The 19,203-nt window shown below is 34.0% G+C and carries 15 protein-coding genes and 1 pseudogene; 13 read left to right on the top strand and 3 right to left on the bottom strand.

Annotation, left to right across the window (positions count from 1 at the left end):
- Window positions 1–29 precede the first annotated feature (29 nt).
- On the top strand, window positions 30–1,175 hold the full coding sequence (locus tag ACFHWD_RS08820; RefSeq protein ID WP_150356492.1) for an HlyD family secretion protein: 1,146 nt from the start codon (window positions 30–32) through the stop codon (window positions 1,173–1,175).
- Window positions 1,176–1,291: 116 nt separating this feature from the next.
- Here ACFHWD_RS08820 and ACFHWD_RS08815 read toward each other — a convergent pair whose 3' ends face one another.
- Window positions 1,292–2,278 carry an ATP-binding protein gene (locus ACFHWD_RS08815; protein WP_179978196.1) on the bottom strand — a complete coding sequence of 329 codons (987 nt, stop codon included), beginning with the start codon at window positions 2,276–2,278 and terminating at the stop codon, window positions 1,292–1,294.
- A complete protein-coding gene (locus tag ACFHWD_RS08810; protein ID WP_150358469.1) occupies window positions 2,271–3,269 on the bottom strand; it encodes a DnaD domain protein in 999 nt (332 codons plus the stop codon). Before ACFHWD_RS08810 ends, ACFHWD_RS08815 begins: the two co-directional genes overlap by 8 nt.
- 271 nt (window positions 3,270–3,540) lie before the next feature.
- Here ACFHWD_RS08810 and ACFHWD_RS08805 point away from each other — a divergent pair, with 271 nt between their 5' ends.
- From ACFHWD_RS08805 to ACFHWD_RS08780, 6 genes are all read left to right on the top strand, one after another.
- A complete protein-coding gene (locus tag ACFHWD_RS08805) occupies window positions 3,541–4,893 on the top strand; it encodes an 8-oxoguanine deaminase (protein WP_268253789.1) in 1,353 nt (450 codons plus the stop codon).
- Between the two features lie 132 nt (window positions 4,894–5,025).
- Window positions 5,026–6,222, top strand: coding sequence for a knotted carbamoyltransferase YgeW (gene ygeW / locus ACFHWD_RS08800; protein WP_179978195.1), 1,197 nt, complete (start codon window positions 5,026–5,028; stop codon window positions 6,220–6,222).
- 118 nt (window positions 6,223–6,340) lie between these two features.
- A complete protein-coding gene (ygfK, locus tag ACFHWD_RS08795; protein WP_150358472.1) occupies window positions 6,341–9,361 on the top strand; it encodes a putative selenate reductase subunit YgfK in 3,021 nt (1,006 codons plus the stop codon).
- A 24-nt stretch (window positions 9,362–9,385) separates the two neighbouring features.
- A complete protein-coding gene (gene ssnA / locus ACFHWD_RS08790; protein ID WP_378061441.1) occupies window positions 9,386–10,714 on the top strand; it encodes a putative aminohydrolase SsnA in 1,329 nt (442 codons plus the stop codon).
- Between the two features lie 169 nt (window positions 10,715–10,883).
- Window positions 10,884–11,468: a TetR/AcrR family transcriptional regulator gene (locus ACFHWD_RS08785; RefSeq protein WP_150358474.1), complete on the top strand. Its 585-nt coding sequence runs from the start codon at window positions 10,884–10,886 to the stop codon at window positions 11,466–11,468.
- A 108-nt stretch (window positions 11,469–11,576) separates the two neighbouring features.
- Window positions 11,577–12,338 carry a sulfite exporter TauE/SafE family protein gene (locus ACFHWD_RS08780; protein WP_378061439.1) on the top strand — a complete coding sequence of 254 codons (762 nt, stop codon included), beginning with the start codon at window positions 11,577–11,579 and terminating at the stop codon, window positions 12,336–12,338.
- Window positions 12,339–12,433: 95 nt separating this feature from the next.
- Here the strand turns inward: ACFHWD_RS08780 and ACFHWD_RS08775 are convergent.
- Window positions 12,434–13,798 (bottom strand): annotated as a pseudogene (locus tag ACFHWD_RS08775) (nucleobase:cation symporter-2 family protein).
- Between the two features lie 698 nt (window positions 13,799–14,496).
- On the opposite strand from ACFHWD_RS08775, the gene ACFHWD_RS08770 reads away from it, so the two are divergent.
- From ACFHWD_RS08770 to fabD, 6 genes are read left to right on the top strand one after another with little or no spacing between them, the layout of a single operon-like run.
- Window positions 14,497–15,594: a nitronate monooxygenase family protein gene (locus tag ACFHWD_RS08770; protein WP_179978194.1), complete on the top strand. Its 1,098-nt coding sequence runs from the start codon at window positions 14,497–14,499 to the stop codon at window positions 15,592–15,594.
- A 4-nt stretch (window positions 15,595–15,598) separates the two neighbouring features.
- Window positions 15,599–16,075 carry a MarR family winged helix-turn-helix transcriptional regulator gene (locus ACFHWD_RS08765; RefSeq protein ID WP_150358366.1) on the top strand — a complete coding sequence of 159 codons (477 nt, stop codon included), beginning with the start codon at window positions 15,599–15,601 and terminating at the stop codon, window positions 16,073–16,075.
- Window positions 16,068–17,045: a beta-ketoacyl-ACP synthase III gene (locus ACFHWD_RS08760; protein ID WP_150358365.1), complete on the top strand. Its 978-nt coding sequence runs from the start codon at window positions 16,068–16,070 to the stop codon at window positions 17,043–17,045. The genes ACFHWD_RS08765 and ACFHWD_RS08760 overlap by 8 nt, the downstream gene beginning before the upstream one ends.
- A gap of 27 nt (window positions 17,046–17,072) precedes the next feature.
- On the top strand, window positions 17,073–17,315 hold the full coding sequence (locus ACFHWD_RS08755) for an acyl carrier protein (protein ID WP_229981234.1): 243 nt from the start codon (window positions 17,073–17,075) through the stop codon (window positions 17,313–17,315).
- Window positions 17,308–18,267: an enoyl-[acyl-carrier-protein] reductase FabK gene (gene fabK, locus ACFHWD_RS08750; RefSeq protein WP_150358363.1), complete on the top strand. Its 960-nt coding sequence runs from the start codon at window positions 17,308–17,310 to the stop codon at window positions 18,265–18,267. Before ACFHWD_RS08755 ends, fabK begins: the two co-directional genes overlap by 8 nt.
- The gene (fabD, locus tag ACFHWD_RS08745; protein WP_150358362.1) at window positions 18,255–19,193 is read left to right on the top strand and encodes an ACP S-malonyltransferase; all 939 of its coding nucleotides are present in this window, start codon (window positions 18,255–18,257) and stop codon (window positions 19,191–19,193) included. Before fabK ends, fabD begins: the two co-directional genes overlap by 13 nt.
- The last annotated feature ends 10 nt before the right edge of the window (window positions 19,194–19,203 follow it).

The following is a 19,203-nucleotide window of genomic DNA, read 5'->3' as shown; positions in this document are numbered from 1 at the left end:
TATTTTAGGATGATAAGGGAGAGAGTTTTATGAAACGAATATATATATGTATTCTATTTGCGGCATTTATATTAACAGGCTGTGGAAGTAAATCTTCTATAACTTTAAAAGGTGATATTGCTGACAATACTGTTTCTGTAAGCAGCACTGTTGGCGGCAAGGTAATAAAAATGAATAAAAATCAGGGTGAAAAAGTAAAAAAAGGTGATCTAATTGCTCTTATAGATAATTCAAGTCAAAAATATCAGGTGGCTCAATTACAGGCAGTGGTTGATATGAAAAAGGCAAAATTGTCTTCATTAAATGCAGGCACCCGTACTGAACAAATTGAACAGGCTAAAGCACAAGTCAAGGCTGCAGGTGCCCAACTTGATTTATTAAAATCGGGGAATAGACAGGAACAGATAAATCAGTCACAAAACAATGTTTCAATTGCACAGCAGGATTTAAATATTGCTCAAACTCAATATGATAACTCCAAATCAGATTACGAAAAATATTTGATTTTAAATAAATCAGGAGCCATATCTCAAAAAGAACTGGAAGATGTTAAGTTAAAAATGGATACTTCAAGTTATACGCTCCTGTCTGCAAAATCAAAATTGGACAATGCCAGACAGCAGTTAAATTTAATGCAGGAGGGCTCTACCTCTCAGGCCATTGAAACTGCCAGTGCAAATTATGAGGCAGCAAACGCCCAGCTGAAACTTCTTGAAAATGGCCCTACCGACGATGAGATCAAGGCGTCACAAGAAGATCTAAATCAATCCATAGCTCAGCTTAGCCAGGCAAAAAATGAGCTTAACAAATACAATATAACCGCATTGTCCGATGGAATTATAATAAGTAAAAATTTTGAATTAGGTGATATAGTGACTGCGGGAAGTAATATTGCGGACATAGCGGTGACAGACGATCTGTATGTCATCTGTTATCTGCCGGACAAGTATTTGGATAAAATACACTATAATCAGTATGTGAATGTAAAAACATCACTGGGAATACAGAAGGGAAAGATAAATTATATTGATCTTAAGAAAGGATACACACCTAAAGATAAACAATCAACTTCAGATAAGGATCATATAACTACTAAGATAAAAATTGCCATAAAAGATAAAACTGGGATATTAAAGTCTGGTATGACTGCAGAAGTTGAAATCCCATTTAAATAAATGAAAATAGAACTTTGAATATTTTTCTAGAGAATTAAAAAATATAAGGGAAATAGGCACAGATCAATTTAGAATATGATCCCATGCCTGTTCTCCCTATCTAGATAAAGTGGATTTTATTTTAAATTCTTATTTTGTATATTTTGTTTTATGCGTATGTCTTCTCCGAAGAATTTACATAGGGTAAACTCTCCCAGTAATCTGGAGGAAATTCTTTCAGAATAGGATTTTAAAAGTTCTTCTAAGTCACAATTAGTCGATATAAGCATTTTTTTTTGTTTTAATAATTTTCTATTTAGAATGTTAAATAGTTCAGTTTTAGAAAAATCTGTTATTTGTTCTGAACCCAAGTCATCTATTATAAGTAAATCACAGTTCATAAGGAAATCTTCTAAATTAGTATCATTTTTAAATCTTATATTTTTTAAGTCTTCTATTAGATCTTCTGAAGTTCTGTAAACTACTAAAAAACCTCTATCCAGCAATTCTTTTGATATGCAATTTGATAAAAAGGTTTTACCCGTGCCTGGATTGCCGTAAAATAACAAGTTTTCCTTAGAAGAAGAAAAATTTTCTATGTAATTCCAGGATATAGAGGCTATTCTCTCTATGTTTTTCCTGGGGCTGGTCGGATTTCCTTTACTTTTTAAAGAAGAATATACTTGAAAATTAAAATTGTCAAAATTATTTTTATTTAATATATTTATTAAATCAGAATTATTATAGTATAATTTGATAAGTTTCTGTTTATAACAGCTGCATTTTTGGTGGCCTATAAATCCAGTGTCTTTACATTTAGGACATTGATAATGTATTTCGAGATAATCTACAGGATAATTATTAATTGCCAAGAGTTCAGATTTCCTAATTCTCAAATCTGTAATTTTTTCTTTTAACTCTTTTAAATATTTATCTTTGTTTTCGACGTTATTTAATATATTTATTGACAATTCTAGACTGAGCTTTCCTATAGATCTTTGTATGTCAATTATCTCAGGAAGTTTTCTCCTGATTTCTTCTTTTCGTATGTTCAAAGATTTTTCATCTTCTTCTCTTATTTTTTCATACATTTTAATTATTTGTGAATGGTAGCTCTTAATCATTTTTATCCCATCCTAACAATTTTTTTTCCAGATCGTCAAAATCATAATTTCTCTGTTTAAAATTATTGAAAGTACTTTTAGAATTTCTATTTCCAATATTTTTATTGCTATTTCTAAAGTTATTATGAGGTGTTTTTTTTACATCTTTTTTTTCAATATCTTCTAAAGTTCTAATTTTATCTTTATTCCAACTGGTCAATATTCCGTCAATATATTTAAAATCAGCTTTATTTATTCTCTCAAAACATATATTACAAGCTTTGAATATTATTTCTAGAGAAAAATTATAGCTTTCAATCCATTTTGAAAGCATTTCTTCCTGTGGCTTCATTATTTCTCCGTCTTTTATACCAAGATAATTTAGAATTTTTCTTATTTTAATCCATCTATCTTCACGGTTTTTTATAAAAATCTGAGCATCATTTACATTCTTTATCTTTGCATCAAACCAGGATAGAGCAGTTTTTTCTATATATCTGCTGTTTGTTTTACCCTTTGATGTACAGTATTGAACTAGGAGAAGTATAACTTCAGGGGAAAAATTGAGGTCATTTATCCAGCTTATATACATAGTCATTTCTTCTGAAGATAGAGGTCTTCCCGTGGATTTTTCTATATCTTCCAGCATATCTTTTATAGAATCTTTACTTAGTTCTTCTAATAAATTTATGCTATTTTCATTTTCTGTTTTTCTATCGGCTAAATCTAGAAAATCTATATTGTAATTTCCCATGTTGTCAATAGGAATCATTTTAATAACATTTTCGTCATTCCAATAATTCCAGGCGTTTAATACATCAGTTTCTAAAAGATGTAAAGCACTTGCCATAACTTGAGAGCTGACACCTAATTCACCAGATTTGCAATATTTTAGTCCCAGGAGATATACTTTGACAAATTCTCCCCGGGCCTTAGGCATAAATTTATCTATAAAGATATTGCTTACAGGTGTATAGTTTGTTTCATTAGTTTTAAATACAAAAGTACTCATATTTTTTACCTGCCTCTTATAAATTCCATTTTTAAAAAGCTACTATAATAAATCATTATATCAAAATAAGAAAAGTATAACAATGAAATGGATAGCTATTGTGGAAATTACTGTATATTGACAAAGGTTAATTATCATGCTAAAATTAGATTGATTAGTTAATTTAATATTCAGATTTTTCTTAACTAATTGTTAATAATACTGAATTCAGAATGTATATTTTATCTATATGTAAAGGTTTTATTATAATGGATCAGGGGAGAAAATAAAAATGATAATTCTTAAAAATATCAGTACTGTGTATACTTTCGATGATAAAGATAATGTGTTTACAAATTGCGACATTCTTATTGAAGGATCTAAAATTATAAAAATGGGGAGAAATATTTTACCAGATCATGAATGTGAAGAAATAAATTGCACAGGACTTGTGGCACTTCCGGGCTTTGTAAATACTCATCATCATTTATATCAAAGTTTGTTTAGGGGAATTAAGGAAGTACAAGAGCAGCCACTTTTTCCCTGGCTTACAAAGCTCTATAGTTATTGGAAGAATATAAACCCAGAAGCAGTTTATTATGGTGCCATGGTAGGATTCAGCGAACTTTTAAGAACAGGATGTACTTTGACTTCAGATCAGCATTATGTTTTTCCATTTGATCAGCCTGAGAATTTAATTGATATGGAAATAGAAGCATCACGTAAAATAGGAATTAGATTTCATGCCACCCGGGGTTCAATGTCTTTGGGAAAAGATAAAGGAGGGCTGCCTCCTATAAGTGTTATTCAAAAAGAGGATAAAATATTAGAAGATTGTAATAGGTTAGTTGATGAATATCATGATCCAAAGGACTTTTCTATGATTAGAATAGCGTTTGCACCATGTTCTCCATTTTCTGTGACTAAAGATTTAATGATAGAGACGAGAAAATTGGCGAGACAACTGGGAGTTATGATGCATACTCATTTAGCTGAAACCAAGGATGAAGAAAGATTCTGTATTGAAAAATACGGGAGAAGACCCTTTGAGCTCATGGAAGATATTGGATGGATTGGCTCAGACGTGTGGTTTGCACATGGTATATATTTAAATGATAGAGAAATCAGCAATTTAAAGGGAACTGGTATAGCTCATTGTCCATCTTCAAATATGAAATTGGGAAGTGGGATTTGCAGAACTACTGATATTGTAAAAGCATCAGGAAAATTGAGCATTGCAGTAGATGGAAGTGCAAGTAACGATGGTTCCAATATGTGGGAGGAAGTAAAAAGAGCATATTTATTAAATCATTTGAAATATGGTAATTATGGGTTGAGTGCATACGACATATTGAAAATTGCTACTAGAGGAGGAGCTGATGTACTGGGAAGAGCGGATACAGGAAGATTGGCTGTGGGAAAAGCAGCTGATATTATACTATTTGATCTGAACAAAATTGAATATGCTGGTTGTCATGATCCATTGATATCTTTGGTGTGTCTTGGTAACAGTTGTTTTACTAAAATGACTATAGTGAATGGGGAAGTTGTATCAATGGATGGAAAAATTCTGACAATTGACTGTGATAAGGTTTTTAGAGAGGCTAATAAAATTGCAATTCATATGTTGAAAAAACAGTCTTAGAATATTGACAAAGTAAGTATATTATTATAATATTTAATTAACTAGTTAATCAAATATTTAATAAAATTTAGTTCCCGTTTTAGCGTGGATTTCTATAAGTTCATAAATGAATTTAAAATTAGGAGGGTAATTATGTCTGAAATTAAAAATTTAATTCAAAAACTGGGAAATTTGAATTATGAAAAAATGTACAATAATGATTTTTTCCTAACATGGGAGAAAACAGATGAAGAACTTAAAGCCGTGTTTACAGTGGCCGATATTCTTCGCGAAATGAGACAAAATAATATTTCCACAAAGATTTTTGAAAGTGGACTTGGTATTTCAGTATTTAGAGACAATTCCACAAGAACAAGGTTTAGTTTTGCCAGTGCCTGTAATTTACTTGGACTTGAAGTACAGGATTTAGATGAATCTAAATCTCAAATTGCACATGGTGAAACCGTACGTGAGACGGCAAATATGATTTCTTTTATGGCTGAAGTTATAGGAATAAGAGATGACATGTTCATAGGTAAAGGCAACAAATACATGCATGATGTAGCTGATGCGGTTAAACAAGGCTATGAAGACGGCGTATTGCAGCAGCGTCCATCTCTTGTAAATCTTCAGTGCGATATAGATCACCCAACTCAGTGTATGGCAGATTTATTGCATATGATACATTATTTTGGTGGCATAGAAAATCTTAAGGGTAAAAAAATAGCAATGACATGGGCGTATTCACCTTCTTACGGGAAACCCTTGTCAGTTCCGCAGGGAATCATAGGATTAATGACAAGAATGGGTATGGAAGTTTCTCTGGCTCATCCAGAAGGATATGATCTAATGCCGGAAGTAGAACAGGTTGCTGCGAGAAATGCAGAACTGAGTGGTGGTAAATTTGTTAAAACTAATTCAATGACAGAAGCATTTAAGAATGCTGATGTTGTTTACCCTAAGAGTTGGGCATCCTTTGCTGCTATGAAAAAAAGAACCAACTTATATGGAGAAGGTAAATTTGATGAGATAAAAGTTCTTGAAAATGAACTATTGGCAGAAAATGCTAAACACAAAGAGTGGGAATGCACTGAAGATATGATGAAACTCACCAAGAGTGGAAAAGCTCTTTATATGCACTGCCTTCCAGCAGATATAAGCGGTGTGAGCTGTAAAGAAGGAGAAGTAGCGGCTTCGGTATTTGATCGCTATCGTGATCCACTATATAAACAAGCTGGATATAAGCCATATATTATTGCAGCAATGATAATGCTCAGTAAGGTTAGAAATCCAATTGAGGTACTTAATAAGCTTTTGAATTCAAATGTACCTAGATTTTTAGGAAAGTAAAGAACAGATTACATTAAAGAGTGACTCAAATTTATTTTGAGACACTCAATTCATATAATGTCAAAATAATCTATGAGATGTTATTGAAAATTTATTTTGTTTGGAGGGAGAATGAAAAATGAGTGATAGAATGTGCCCCATTTCTTTTGAAAAAATGATTAATTGGATCATTACAGAATTAAATGAAAATGGCACTATATTCGGAATTCATAAAGGCAAATTTTATAAAAATAAAGAACACAAATCTGCTGTAATATTTAATGAAAAATTATCTTCACCTTTGGGACCGGCAGCAGGTCCTAATTCTCAACTTGCTCAAAATATTATAGCGGCATATTTGACAGGAAGCCGTTTTATTGAACTAAAAACAGTACAAGTTATAGATGGAGAGGATTTGCCTGTAGCAAAACCATGTATTCATGCTCAGGACGAAGGTTACAATGTTGAATGGTCTACTGAATTGAAGGTTCAGGAAGCTTTTAATGAATATATAAAGGCGTGGTTTTTACTTCATGTTCTAATGAAAGAGCTTGATTTAAGTGAAAAAAGGGATTTTATGTTCAATATGAGTGTGGGTTATGATCTAAAAGGCATAAAGTCTCCTAAAATAGATGCCTATATCGAGGGAATGAGAAATGCTGTCAATACGGAAATATGGAAAGAATGTAAACAAGTACTTTCTTTAAATATGAATTTATTTAAGAAATTTAGCGAAAAAGATTTAGATAATATAGATTCTACTATATGTTCTTCTATTACATTGTCTACTTTACATGGATGTCCCCCTGAAGAAATAGAAAAGATTTCGAATTATCTTCTTGAGGAAAAGCATTTAAATACATTTATAAAGATGAACCCTACTTTGTTGGGAGAGAAATTTGTCAAAAATACCTTTGATAAAATGGGTTATGATTATATAGAATTAAATTCAAGCAGTTTTACAAAAGATCTGCAATATGCCGATGGAATAGCTATGTTGGGGCGATTGAAGGATAAGGCATCAAAATTGAATCTGGAAATAGGAGTAAAATTAACCAATACACTGCCAGTTAAAATAGTAAATGACGAACTTCCAGGTGAAGAAATGTATATGTCCGGGAGAGCTCTCTTTCCACTTACGATAACTCTGGCAAGCAGATTGTCTAAAGAATTTAATGGGGATTTGCAGATATCTTATTCGGGAGGAGTTGATTTCTTCAATGTAGATAAAATTTTAGCTGTAGGTATACAACCGATTACATTTGCTACAACTATTTTAAAACCAGGTGGATACGAGAGAATAACCCAGATGGCAAAAAAAGTGGAAGGACAGCTTAAAGGAAGCATTTCCTGTATTAATGTGATTCAATTGGAGGAACTTGCGAAACATTCATTAAAGGACAAACATCATCTCAAAGAATTGAGAACGGTGGACAGCAGAAAGATTTCTAAAGAACTTCCAATTTATGATTGTGCCATAGCGCCTTGCAGTATAGGATGTCCTATAAATCAGCAAATTCCTGAATATGTGAATTTGGTAGGAAAGAAAAAGTATGACGAAGCTTTTTCCATAATTGCAAAAGACAATACATCTCCAGCAATTACAGGTACAATTTGCAATCATAATTGTCAGTATAAATGTACAAGGCTTGATTATGACGAGTCTGTGCTCATTAGGAATATGAAGAAAATAGCAGTGATAAATTCTCAAGATAGGTATGTGGAGAATATCAAACCGGTAGAATTGAAGAGTAATAAAAAGGTGGCAGTTATAGGTGCAGGTCCGGCAGGACTTTCAGCAGCTGCATTTCTCAGAAGAAATGGCATTGATGTAACGGTAATGGATAAAAGGGAAAAGCCTTATGGTATAGTAGAATATGTAATTCCGGAATTCAGAATTTCTTCAGATATGATTAGGAAGGATTTTGAATTGGTTAAAAAGCATGGAGTAAAATTTAAATTTGGTATAGACGGAGTTTTTGATATAAATAGATTGAAGAAAGAATACGATTATATAGTGATTGCAACAGGTGCATGGAAGCCTGGGAAGATATCACTAGAGGAAGGAAAGGAGAAAGTAGTTGATGCCCTGGCATTTCTGGAAAAATTCAAATCAGAAAAAGAAAGCATAAGATTAGGAAAGCATGTTTGCGTTATCGGAGGCGGCGATGTCGCAATGGACTCTGCTAGAGCTGCCAAGAGAGTATATGGCGTTGAGAATGTATCCATAGTTTATAGAAGAACGAGAAAATACATGCCAGCTACACTGGAAGAATTGAAATTGGCCAGCTCAGAAGGCATTCTGTTTAAAGAACTCCTCTCACCTAAAGCTGTGAGAAAAGGTGAACTTGTCTGTGATGTAATGAAATTGGGCTCAAAGGACAGCTCGGGTAGGAGGAGACCCGAGGTAACAGGGGAAATTAAAAAACTACCGGCGGATACAGTTATTTTTGCAGTGGGAGAACAAATAGATACGGACCTATTGTCCAGTAATGGAGTAAAATTGAATGACAGAGGATTTCCTGAGATAAATGATTTTTGTGAAACCAGTATCCCAAAAGTATATGTGGCAGGAGATGTTAAAAAAGGACCATCTACTATTGTAAGTGCTATAGCGGATGGAAAGATAATAGCTAAAAATATATTGACAAGGGAAAACCTAAATAATGATTTTGCAGATAAAAATATTTCCTTAGATATAAAAGAATTATATAACAAAAAGGGAATACTTAGAGATCCTGTCTGCGAAGAATATGAATCGGAAAGATGTCTTGCTTGCAGCCATATTTGTGAATTATGTGTTGATGTGTGTCCGAACAGGGCCAATGTACTGATCAAAGTTGAAGAAAATTTCGAGTCCAAACATCAGATTTTACATGTAGATGGAATGTGTAATGAGTGTGGAAATTGTGGTATCTTCTGCCCTTACGATGGTAACCCTTACAAAGATAAAGTGACTCTTTTCTGGTCAGTGAGAGATTTTGAAAATAGTACAAATAAGGGCTTTGTCATATTGGATAGGGAAAAGTCTCTATTTAAAGTTAGAAAAGAAAATGGACAGGTTACCGATTATATACTTGGGGATAAGAATGTTGTTTCAAAGGAGATGGAGTCCATAATTAATACCTGCATGAAGAAATATAATTATATGTTAAAATAATTTATAGGTTAGGAGGAAGGATAAATGTATCTTGTTGGAAATGGCAAGGTTATTACTAGAGATGAAATCAGACCCATTATAGATAATGGTTGTATTGCAATTGATGGGAACAAAATTATGGAGGTTGGAACCACAGAGAATTTGAGGACAAAATACGATGATGCCAGATTTATAAATGCAAAAAATAGGCTCATTATGCCGGGATTTATAAATACTCATATGCATTATTACAGTACTTTTGCTAGAGGCATGGCCAATGACAGCCCACCTGCTAAGAATTTAGTTGATATACTTACAGGGCTATGGTGGAGACTGGATAGGACTCTCACACTGGAAGATGTGTATTACAGTGCCATAGTTCCCATGATAGATGAAGTAAAAAATGGAGTGACAACGGTTTTTGATCATCATGCCAGTGCACATGCAGTTAGAGGAAGTTTGTTTAAAATTGCTGAAGCTGCGGAGAAGATAGGGATTAGAAGTAATTTGTGCTATGAAACTTCTGATAGAGATGGAGAAAAGATAGCTGATGAAGGTATTGCTGAGAATGTAGAGTTTATTAAGTATTGCAACCGTAAAAATGATGATATGCTAAAAGCTATGTTTGGACTTCACGCTTCCATGACAATATCGGATAAAACTTTAGAAAAATGTTTAAATGCTATTTCAGGTCTGAATACAGGATTTCATGTTCACACTGGTGAAGGCGTTCAAGATATGATAGATTCAAAAGCTAAATATGGTAAGGGAATTGTAGAGAGATGGTATGATGCGGGGGTGCTTTGTGATAAGACTATTTTGGTGCATTGTATTCATGTGGCTGAGAAAGAACTTGATCTAATCAAAAAGAAGAATGCCATAGTAGTCCATAATCCGGAGTCCAATATGGGAAATGCAGTGGGAGCTTCTCCTGTACTTGAGATGTATAAAAAAGGAATATTACTTGGACTTGGAACGGATGGGTATACTACAGATATGATGGAATCCTATAAAGTCGGAAATCTTATTCATAAACATGTAAAAAAAGATTCAACAGTGGCGTATACGGAAATACCAAATATGTTGTTTGAAAACAACAGGAAGATAACTGAAAGATTTATCGATGGACAGGTAGGAATATTGAAAGAGGGAGCATTAGCTGATGTAATTGTAGTTGATTATAATCCACCTACTCCTATCAATAAAGATAATGTCAACAGCCATCTGCTGTTTGGTGTTAATGGGAAATGTGTAGATACAACTATTATAAATGGAAAAGTCATTATGGAAGACAGAGAACTTATTGATATTGATGAGGAAGGTATTATGGCAAAGAGCCGTGAACTTGCAAATAACCTTTGGAAGCGTTTCTAAAAATTGATTTTATAAAGATAAATTCCGGTAAGATAAATTTTTGCCGGAATTTATCTTTATGTTGAAATTAAATCCATTTTACTTTAAAATTTGGAGTATATGGAGTTATTGTTAAATGTCGAACTCATTTAATGTGTAACTTGTTAAGAGAAGAGAGGTTATTGATAATATGACAAAAGATATAAAAAAAAAGATACTAGATGCTGCTATGAAAGTGGTATCCAGGGAAAAAATAAGTGGAACACGTATGTATATGATAGCTGAAGAGGCTAAAATGAGCCAGGGTAATTTACATTATCATTTTGCCACTAAAAATGACATAATGACATCACTTTTAGATGAGGTACAAGAAAAATTTTCTGCTTTACGTAAAAATTATATTGATTTAAAAAATAAAGATGCTAAAGAGAATATTAAGGGTCTTTTTGATCAGAAAAAAGATGAAATTATGAATAGAAAAGAATTGGAATATATTCAATTTGACTACTGGGTCCAGGGAACAGTAAATGAAGAGATAAGAAAAAAATTTCAGAATACCTTTAACATATGGAGAAATAATGTAAATGAAATATTGGAAAAAGGTGAATCCATAGAAAAAGTGAATGATGAAATCAAAAATATGTTACCGTTTATAATGGTATCTTTAATGCTGGGTGGTTCATTACAATATCTTATAGATGAGGGGAAATTTGATCTGGATAAATATTTTAATGCAGCGGAAAAGCTCATATTTGATGAAATTTTTCAAAAGTAGAATTATTTATAATATATAATTTGGAAATGAGTGCGGGTTATCTTATATGAATTTAAGCTCATTTCCATTTTTAAGCATTAATTTATCATAGGAAAAGAGGAATTTTAATTGACACTAGAAATTATAGTAGTTATGTTTATAACAGGTGCTATTTTAGGATTTGTAGGAGCGGGAGGTTCAGGATTTATAATATCAATTCTAACTGTAATATTCCATTATCCAATCCATACATCTCTTGGAACAGCCCTTGCAGCAATGATTTTCTCATCCATTTCGGGTTCTTTAAGCCACTATAAAGAGGGAAATGCCGTATTGAAAGTTGGGATTGCAGTTGGACTATTTGGTGCAATAGGAGCGTGGACTAGCTCTAATTTTTCATACTTCATACCGGCTGATAAATTGAAATGGATTACTTCTGGAATGTTGTACTTGTCAGCGGTGGTCTTGTGGATCCGTATGTTTATAGTTTCACGCAACTATGCAAATATAGATAAGTCTGGTGACTTACCTCCTGGAGTGAAATTCTGGATATCATGCGGCAGCATAGGTTTGATTACTGGTGCTATTTCAGGTATGTGTGGTATAGGTTCTGCTTCCTTCATCCAAATTGGTTTAATGTTTATACTGGGAATGTCAATACGTGAATCTGCTGGAACTACCATGATGGTGATCGTTCCCATAGCTTTAGCTGGTGGAGCTGGATATTATCATTTGGGATATTTAAACATTCATTTGCTGATTGAAGTGGTAGCAGGTACAATGATGGGATCTTATATAGGTGCCAAACTTACAAGGCGGGTTCCTGTACCTATACTAAAAACTGCAATGATTTTAGTACCTATTACAGCAGGTACTTTACTTTTATTTTGATCAAGAGAGATTATGTATTTTTATCCGATTTACAATAATATAAAAAGAACTGCCTTAAAGTATTTTTAGGCAGTTCTTTAAATACATAGATTAGTTTATTTAATTTCAGTATTTTTTATATTCTGTGAATTATTACTGCTTTTGACGGCGCTTTCATGATGTCCGTGATTTAAAAAGGCGTTGAGAATTACAGCTGTTACAGTTGCTGTTACAATTCCACTACTGAATATGGAATTAAATATCTGAGGAGTATTTTTTAATAAATCTGGAACCATAGTTACTCCAAGACCTAATCCTATAGAACAGGCAACTATCAGCATGTTTGAATTTTTGTTGAAGTCTACGGAAGAAAGCATTTGAATACCTGCAACGGCAACCATTGCAAACATTATGATAGTTGCTCCTCCTATAACAGGCTGAGGAATAATAGTAGCTAAAGCGGCGAATTTCGGAATTAATCCAAGAGCAATGAGGATGATACCAGAAGCCACTACTACGAAACGACTTGTTACCCTGCTCAGAGCTAAAAGACCTAAATTCTAATTGAATGTAGTATAGGGGAATGAATTGAATATGCCACCTAAAAGTGAGGAAATACCCTCCGCTCTTATTCCACGAACAATATCCTTTTCACTTATATCCTTGTCACAGACCCTACCTATTCCAAGGTAGGTACCGGTGGATTCAATCATTACTGTAAGCATTACAAAACACATCATGATTATTGTACCTATGTTGAATTTAGGTATACCAAAACTGAATGGATGTACAAAGCTCAGCCATTTAGCGTTTGTGACTACAGAAAAGTCAACCATACCCATGAAGGATGCTACTATAGTACCAATCACAATACCATTTAAGATAGATATGGATTGAAAAAATCCCTTTAAGTATTTATTTGATAATAAAACTATAACGATTACAAATCCAGCTAATAAAAGATTTTTTATATTTCCAAAATCCTTTACACCACTGCCACCTCCAATACTGGTAGCGCCTACATTGATTAATGAAAGACCGATCATAGTTACGACAGTTCCTATTACTACATTGGGAAAGAGCTTCAATATTTTCCCGTATAGTGGAGCGACCAGAAACATAAATATAGCTGATACTATTATAGCTCCGTAAACCGTTTGCATTCCAAAATTTTTACCGATAATAATTATTGGACCAACTGCTGCAAATGTACATCCCAAAATTGCGGGAAGTCTTATTCCTATAAAGTTTCCAATACCAATAGCTTGTAGTAAAGTTGCGATACCACAGGTAAATAGATCTGCGGCTACCAAAAGCGATAGATGTTGTGGAGTCAGCCCTACAGAGCTGCCAATTACCAAAGGTACTGCTACAGCACCTGCATACATAGCAAGTACATGTTGAAGTCCTAAAGTGGCGAGTTGAGGAATTGGCAGCATTTGATTTACTTTGTCTACTTTTTTTACATCTTTTTCTGTCATGTATAGTCCTCCTTTAAAATATAATCTTTATCTAAGGGCTACCATATTTATTACAGAGTTCAAAGTGAAAGGAGTAAATATCAATTAATGGTAATTTTAGGTAATAACCAAAATCTACCAAAATAGAACGCTGATATTTAAATATGTGCCTAGATAAGTTTTTCTAAGGTTCATATAGGAAAAGCATTCTTTATCCGATAGCTACCTGCTCTAATACTGCCACTTCTATAAGTGACAGATAAGGGCAGCTACGCCCCTGGATAACGATTTCTAAACTTCAGATGGTGTCAAAAACCCCACCTGAAGCAAAGAACTCTGTTTATGCATGAATTCTACTTGAACCTAATGGTTATTTGATATTTATTATTAAAATGGCAATTCTAATATAAATGTAGCATATAAAAGAATTCCCATAAGAGTAAAAGAATTTTAATAAAATTAATTAACTAGTTAGTCAATAAGTTATTACTTCTGATCATACAATATTAAAAAAATATTGTCAATATTTTAGCAATGAAATTATTGTTTAAATAATATATTTTTAAACAATTTTGAAAATATATTTGTAAAATAATTTATACATAAATAGGAAAAAATATTGATTTTATTGATAAAAACTATAGACAGCTTTAATTTTTTAATATATACTTTGATTATCAAAATATTTGATTATCAAAAATTTAAAAGGGGAGAGTTATATGAAATTACCTCCATTGATTATAGGAAATTTGAAAACTACTATACCCATTATTCAAGGCGGTATGGGTGTGGGTATTTCTGGATATAGGCTTGCACAGGCAGTGGCAAATGAAGGTGGTATTGGCGTGATTTCTACAGTGCAGATAGGATACAGAGAACCAGATTTTGAAACAAATACCAAGGAAGCGAATATCAGAGCTTTGAGAAAGGAAATAAGGAAAGCCAGGAAGTTGTCTCCTAAAGGTATAATTGGAGTAAATATCATGGTAGCCATAAGTGACTATGAAGATATGGTAAAAACTTCTATAGAAGAAAAGGTTGATATAATTATATCAGGTGCAGGTCTTCCACTTAGTCTTCCTAGACTTGCGGTAGGGAGTGATGTTAAGCTGGCACCTATAGTTTCTTCAGGGAAAGCAGCTTCTATTATAATAAGAAGCTGGATTAAAAGATATAATAGAATACCGGATGCAATTGTAGTGGAGGGACCAGAAGCAGGAGGACATTTGGGATTTCATCTAGAACAGCTTAAAGAAGGGAAAGAGCATTTGGATGATATAGTGTGCGATGTCATTAAAACTGTGAATTCGTTAAAATGTGAAAAAAATATTCCAGTAATAGCAGCAGGCGGTATTTATACGGGAGGGGATATTGTAAGGTTTTTAAGATTAGGGGCAAGTGGAGTTCAGATGGGAAGTCGTTTTGTGGCTACTGAAGAATGTGATGCACATATAAATTTTAAGAGAGCATATATAAACTCGAGAAAAGAGGATATAAAGATAATAAAAAGCCCTGTAGGCCTTCCTGGAAGAGCTTTGAGAAATAAGTTCATACAAGAAGTTGAAAAAAATAGAATTGTACCCTGTAAATGTTACAATTGCTTGAAAAAATGTGATCCCAATAAGACCCCCTATTGTATATCTGAAGCTTTAATTAATTCAGTCAGGGGGAAAATAGAAAAGGGACTTGTGTTTGTTGGAAGCAACGCCTACAGAATAGATAAGATAGTTAAGGTTAAAGAACTTATAGGGGAACTTATTACAGAAGCAGAGGATCTATATGTAAATGATAAAGCAGTAAATTTGTTAAAGTGGTGATTTGATGAACAAGGGTATAAATATTGTAAATGAATTATTGGTGGATCTTTTTAATGATATTTTAGCAATAGAACAAAAATCTCTTCAATATTCCATATTTAAAGATCTATCTATTACAGAAGTACATACCATAGAAGCTATAGGTATGTATAAACCCAGAACTATGACAGAAGTAGCCTGTCAATTAGATATAACCCTCAGCACTTTAACTACGGCTATAAATCATCTGGTAAAAAAAGAATACGTTATAAGGGAACGCAGCGAGCATGACAGAAGGATTGTATTTATAAAATTGACAAAAAAAGGAAAACTGGCTTTTAGAGTCCATCAAAAATTTCACTCCGATATGGTTAAGGAAACCATAAGAGGATTGACGGAGCAGGAAGAGAAAGTTTTGGTTGAATCACTGGAAAAGCTAAATAATTTCTTTAGATCAAAATATAATCTTAAATCCGGATTGAAGGAGAAGAATAATGAATAAGGTTGAAATTATAGGTACAGGAAGTTATGTACCTTCTAAAATTGTGGATAATAATGAGTTGAGTCATACGGTAGATACGAGCGATGAGTGGATAATAAGTAGAACGGGGATAAAGCAGAGGAGGATATCAGAAGGAGAGGATACTTCAGATATGGCTACGAAGGCTGCAATAAATGCCATAAAATCTGCAAAAATAGAAGTAAGTGATATAGAACTTATAATATTAGCTACAGCTACTCCAGATAATTTTATACCATCAACGTCCTGTATAGTACAAAAAAATATAAAGGCAGTTAATGCAACTTGTTTTGATATATCAGCAGCTTGTTCGGGGCTTATATACGGAATAGATGCAGCTGCACAGTTTATAAGAACAGGAAGGTTTAATACGGCACTTGTTATAGGAGCCGAAACTCTTTCCAAGATAATTGACTGGAAGGATAGAAATACCTGCATCTTATTTGGAGATGGTGCTTCAGCTGTTGTTTTAAGAAAGGGAGAAGAAGAGGGGATACTCTCCATAAAAACAGGTTCGGATGGCAGCAAGGGAAGGGCATTAATCTGCCCGGCAGTACCGGTAAATAATTTTTTATCCGGAAATGAAATGTACTTAAATAAAAGTACGGTGAGCATGGATGGAAAAGAGATATTTAAATTTGCAGTGAAAGTTCTGGTAAAGTTAGTGCAGGAGCTGGCTGATGAATCAAACTGTGATCTAGAAGAAATCAAATATATAATTCCACATCAGGCCAATTATAGAATAATAGAATGTGCTGCTAAAAAATTAGGGATAAACTCAAATAAATTTTATACCAATCTGGATCTTTACGGTAATACGTCGGCTGCCAGCATTGGGATAGCTTTAGATGAAGTATATAAAAAAAGCTTAGTAAAAAGAGGGGATAAAATTCTCATTATAGGCTTTGGAGGAGGATTAACCTATGGAGGAATTATGATTGAGGTATTATAAATTCATAGAGGATTTTGGAGGATAATAATGATAATTCAAAGAATAGAAAAAATAATAGCAGATCAACTTGAGTTGGGAGAAAAGAACATAGATGTAAAAACTTCTTTTGAAGATTTGGGCATAGATTCATTGGAATTATTTCAAATAATAATTGAAGTAGAAGAAGAATTTCAAGTTGAAATAGAAGATGTGGAGGATATAAAAACCATAGGAGATCTAGTAGAGATCGTAAAAGACAAAATTAGAACAGGAGGAAATACTCATGATTGATTATGTATTCCCCGATATAATAGGAGTAAAATATCCGATTATTCAAGGAGGAATGGCATGGATTGCAGATAGCTCTTTGGCAGCAGCAGTATCTAATGCAGGGGGGCTTGGAATAATAACAGGGAATGCACCTATTGAATGGGTGAGAAATGAGATTAGACAGGCAAAGAAGCTTACAGATAAACCCTTTGGTGTAAACATAATGCTCTTGTCAGAGTCTGCAGAAGAGGTAGCTAAAATGGCATGTGAAGAAGGTGTTAGAGTTGTGACCACCGGAGCCGGCAATCCAGGAAAGTATATAGATATGTGGAAGAAGTACAATATAAAGGTTATTCCAGTGGTGGCATCTGTGGCGCTGGCCAAAAGAATGGAAAAAGCAGGAGTGGATGCTGTCATAGCAGAAGGCTGCGAGTCAGGGGGGCATATAGGAGAACTGACTACTATGTCGTTAGTTCCTCAGGTGGTTGATGCCGTGAATATACCTGTAATTGCCGCAGGGGGAATAGGAGACGGAAGAGGAATGGCAGCAGCTTTTATGCTGGGGGCGCAAGGGATTCAGCTTGGAACTAGATTTTTGGTAGCAAAGGAGTGTACGGTTCATCAGAATTATAAAAACAGAGTATTAAATGCCAGAGATATCGATACACAAGTTACAGCCCGAGCTACAGGGCATCCAGTACGTGTTATTAGAAACAAATTAGTGAGAAAATTTCAGCTCTTGGAGAAAAGTGGAGCTGATTTAGAGGAATATGAAAAGCTTGGTAAAGGAGCCTTGTCCAGGGCAGCTCGCGAGGGTGATGTAGATAATGGTTCTGTTATGGCAGGACAGATAGCAGGCCTTGTTTGCAAAGAGCAGAGCTGCAGCGAAATAATAGAGGAAATGCTCAGACAGGCAGAAAATGATATTAAAGATGTAAAAAATATATTTGGAGGTAGATTATGGGTAAGATAGCTTTTTTATTTTCGGGTCAAGGAGCCCAATATACAGGTATGGGAAGGGATCTTGCAGATAATATAGAAGTTTCTAGAAAAGTGTTTCAGGAGGCAGACGAAGCAGTGGGGTTTCCCATAAGCGAAATGTGTTTTGAAGGACCACAAGAAGAATTGGATAAAACTGAAAATACTCAGCCGGCAATCTTAACTACCAGTATAGCTGCATTAAGAGCTCTTGAAAGTTTTGATATAAAGGCTGATATTGCGGCAGGATTGAGTTTAGGGGAATACTCTGCACTTGTATGCAGTGGCTCCATGGAGTTTAAGAAAGCGGTTGCTTTAGTGAAAAAAAGGGGAAAATACATGCAAGAGGCAGTGCCTGAAGGTGTTGGAACTATGGCTGCTGTCATGGGATTGGATTACCTGACAATAGAGAATGTCTGCAGGGATTGCGAGACTGTGGGTATAGTTGAACCCTCTAATATAAACTGCCCTGGACAGGTAGTAATTGGAGGGGAGATAAAAGCAGTTGAAGCTGCCTGTCAGCATTTGAAAGAAAAAGGTGCTCGCAGGGTAGTGAAACTTTCGGTAAGTGCACCTTTTCATACATCTATGTTAAAACCGGCAGCAGAAAAACTAGAGTTGGAATTAAATAAATTTAATATAGGGAGATTTTCTATTCCTGTAGTGACAAATGTTACAGGGGAAATTATTAAAAGCTCCAAGGATGTGAAAGCACTGCTGAAAAAACAGGTTATGAGCACAGTTCTTTTTGAAAAGTGTATAAATACCATGCTTAAAGTGGGAGCTGATACTTTTGTGGAGATAGGACCCGGGAAAGTATTGAGTGGATTTGTAAAAAAGATAGATAGGAAAGTTACCTTATTGAATGTTCAAGATATGGATTCTTTAAATAATGCAGTACAAATATTAAAGAATAGATAGGAGAAATGAA

The sequence above is a fragment of the Clostridium sp. MT-14 genome (assembly GCF_042436595.1).
In the GTDB taxonomy this organism is placed as follows: Bacteria; Bacillota; Clostridia; order Clostridiales; family Clostridiaceae; genus Clostridium_B; species Clostridium_B aromativorans.
Note: the sequence above shows the minus strand (reverse complement) of the source record. Positions and strands in the feature narration are given on the sequence as shown.

Excerpts from the sequence above, each read along its gene's own strand:
- ACFHWD_RS08820 (WP_150356492.1), top strand. The coding sequence starts at position 30 with ATGAAACGAATATATATATGTATTCTATTTGCGGCATTTATATTAACA.
- ACFHWD_RS08815 (WP_179978196.1), bottom strand. The coding sequence starts at position 2,278 with ATGATTAAGAGCTACCATTCACAAATAATTAAAATGTATGAAAAAATA.
- ACFHWD_RS08810 (WP_150358469.1), bottom strand. The coding sequence starts at position 3,269 with ATGAGTACTTTTGTATTTAAAACTAATGAAACAAACTATACACCTGTA.
- ACFHWD_RS08805 (WP_268253789.1), top strand. The coding sequence starts at position 3,541 with ATGATAATTCTTAAAAATATCAGTACTGTGTATACTTTCGATGATAAA.
- ygeW (WP_179978195.1), top strand. The coding sequence starts at position 5,026 with ATGTCTGAAATTAAAAATTTAATTCAAAAACTGGGAAATTTGAATTAT.
- ygfK (WP_150358472.1), top strand. The coding sequence starts at position 6,341 with ATGAGTGATAGAATGTGCCCCATTTCTTTTGAAAAAATGATTAATTGG.
- ssnA (WP_378061441.1), top strand. The coding sequence starts at position 9,386 with ATGTATCTTGTTGGAAATGGCAAGGTTATTACTAGAGATGAAATCAGA.
- ACFHWD_RS08785 (WP_150358474.1), top strand. The coding sequence starts at position 10,884 with ATGACAAAAGATATAAAAAAAAAGATACTAGATGCTGCTATGAAAGTG.
- ACFHWD_RS08770 (WP_179978194.1), top strand. The coding sequence starts at position 14,497 with ATGAAATTACCTCCATTGATTATAGGAAATTTGAAAACTACTATACCC.
- ACFHWD_RS08765 (WP_150358366.1), top strand. The coding sequence starts at position 15,599 with ATGAACAAGGGTATAAATATTGTAAATGAATTATTGGTGGATCTTTTT.
- ACFHWD_RS08760 (WP_150358365.1), top strand. The coding sequence starts at position 16,068 with ATGAATAAGGTTGAAATTATAGGTACAGGAAGTTATGTACCTTCTAAA.
- ACFHWD_RS08755 (WP_229981234.1), top strand. The coding sequence starts at position 17,073 with ATGATAATTCAAAGAATAGAAAAAATAATAGCAGATCAACTTGAGTTG.
- fabK (WP_150358363.1), top strand. The coding sequence starts at position 17,308 with ATGATTGATTATGTATTCCCCGATATAATAGGAGTAAAATATCCGATT.
- fabD (WP_150358362.1), top strand. The coding sequence starts at position 18,255 with ATGGGTAAGATAGCTTTTTTATTTTCGGGTCAAGGAGCCCAATATACA.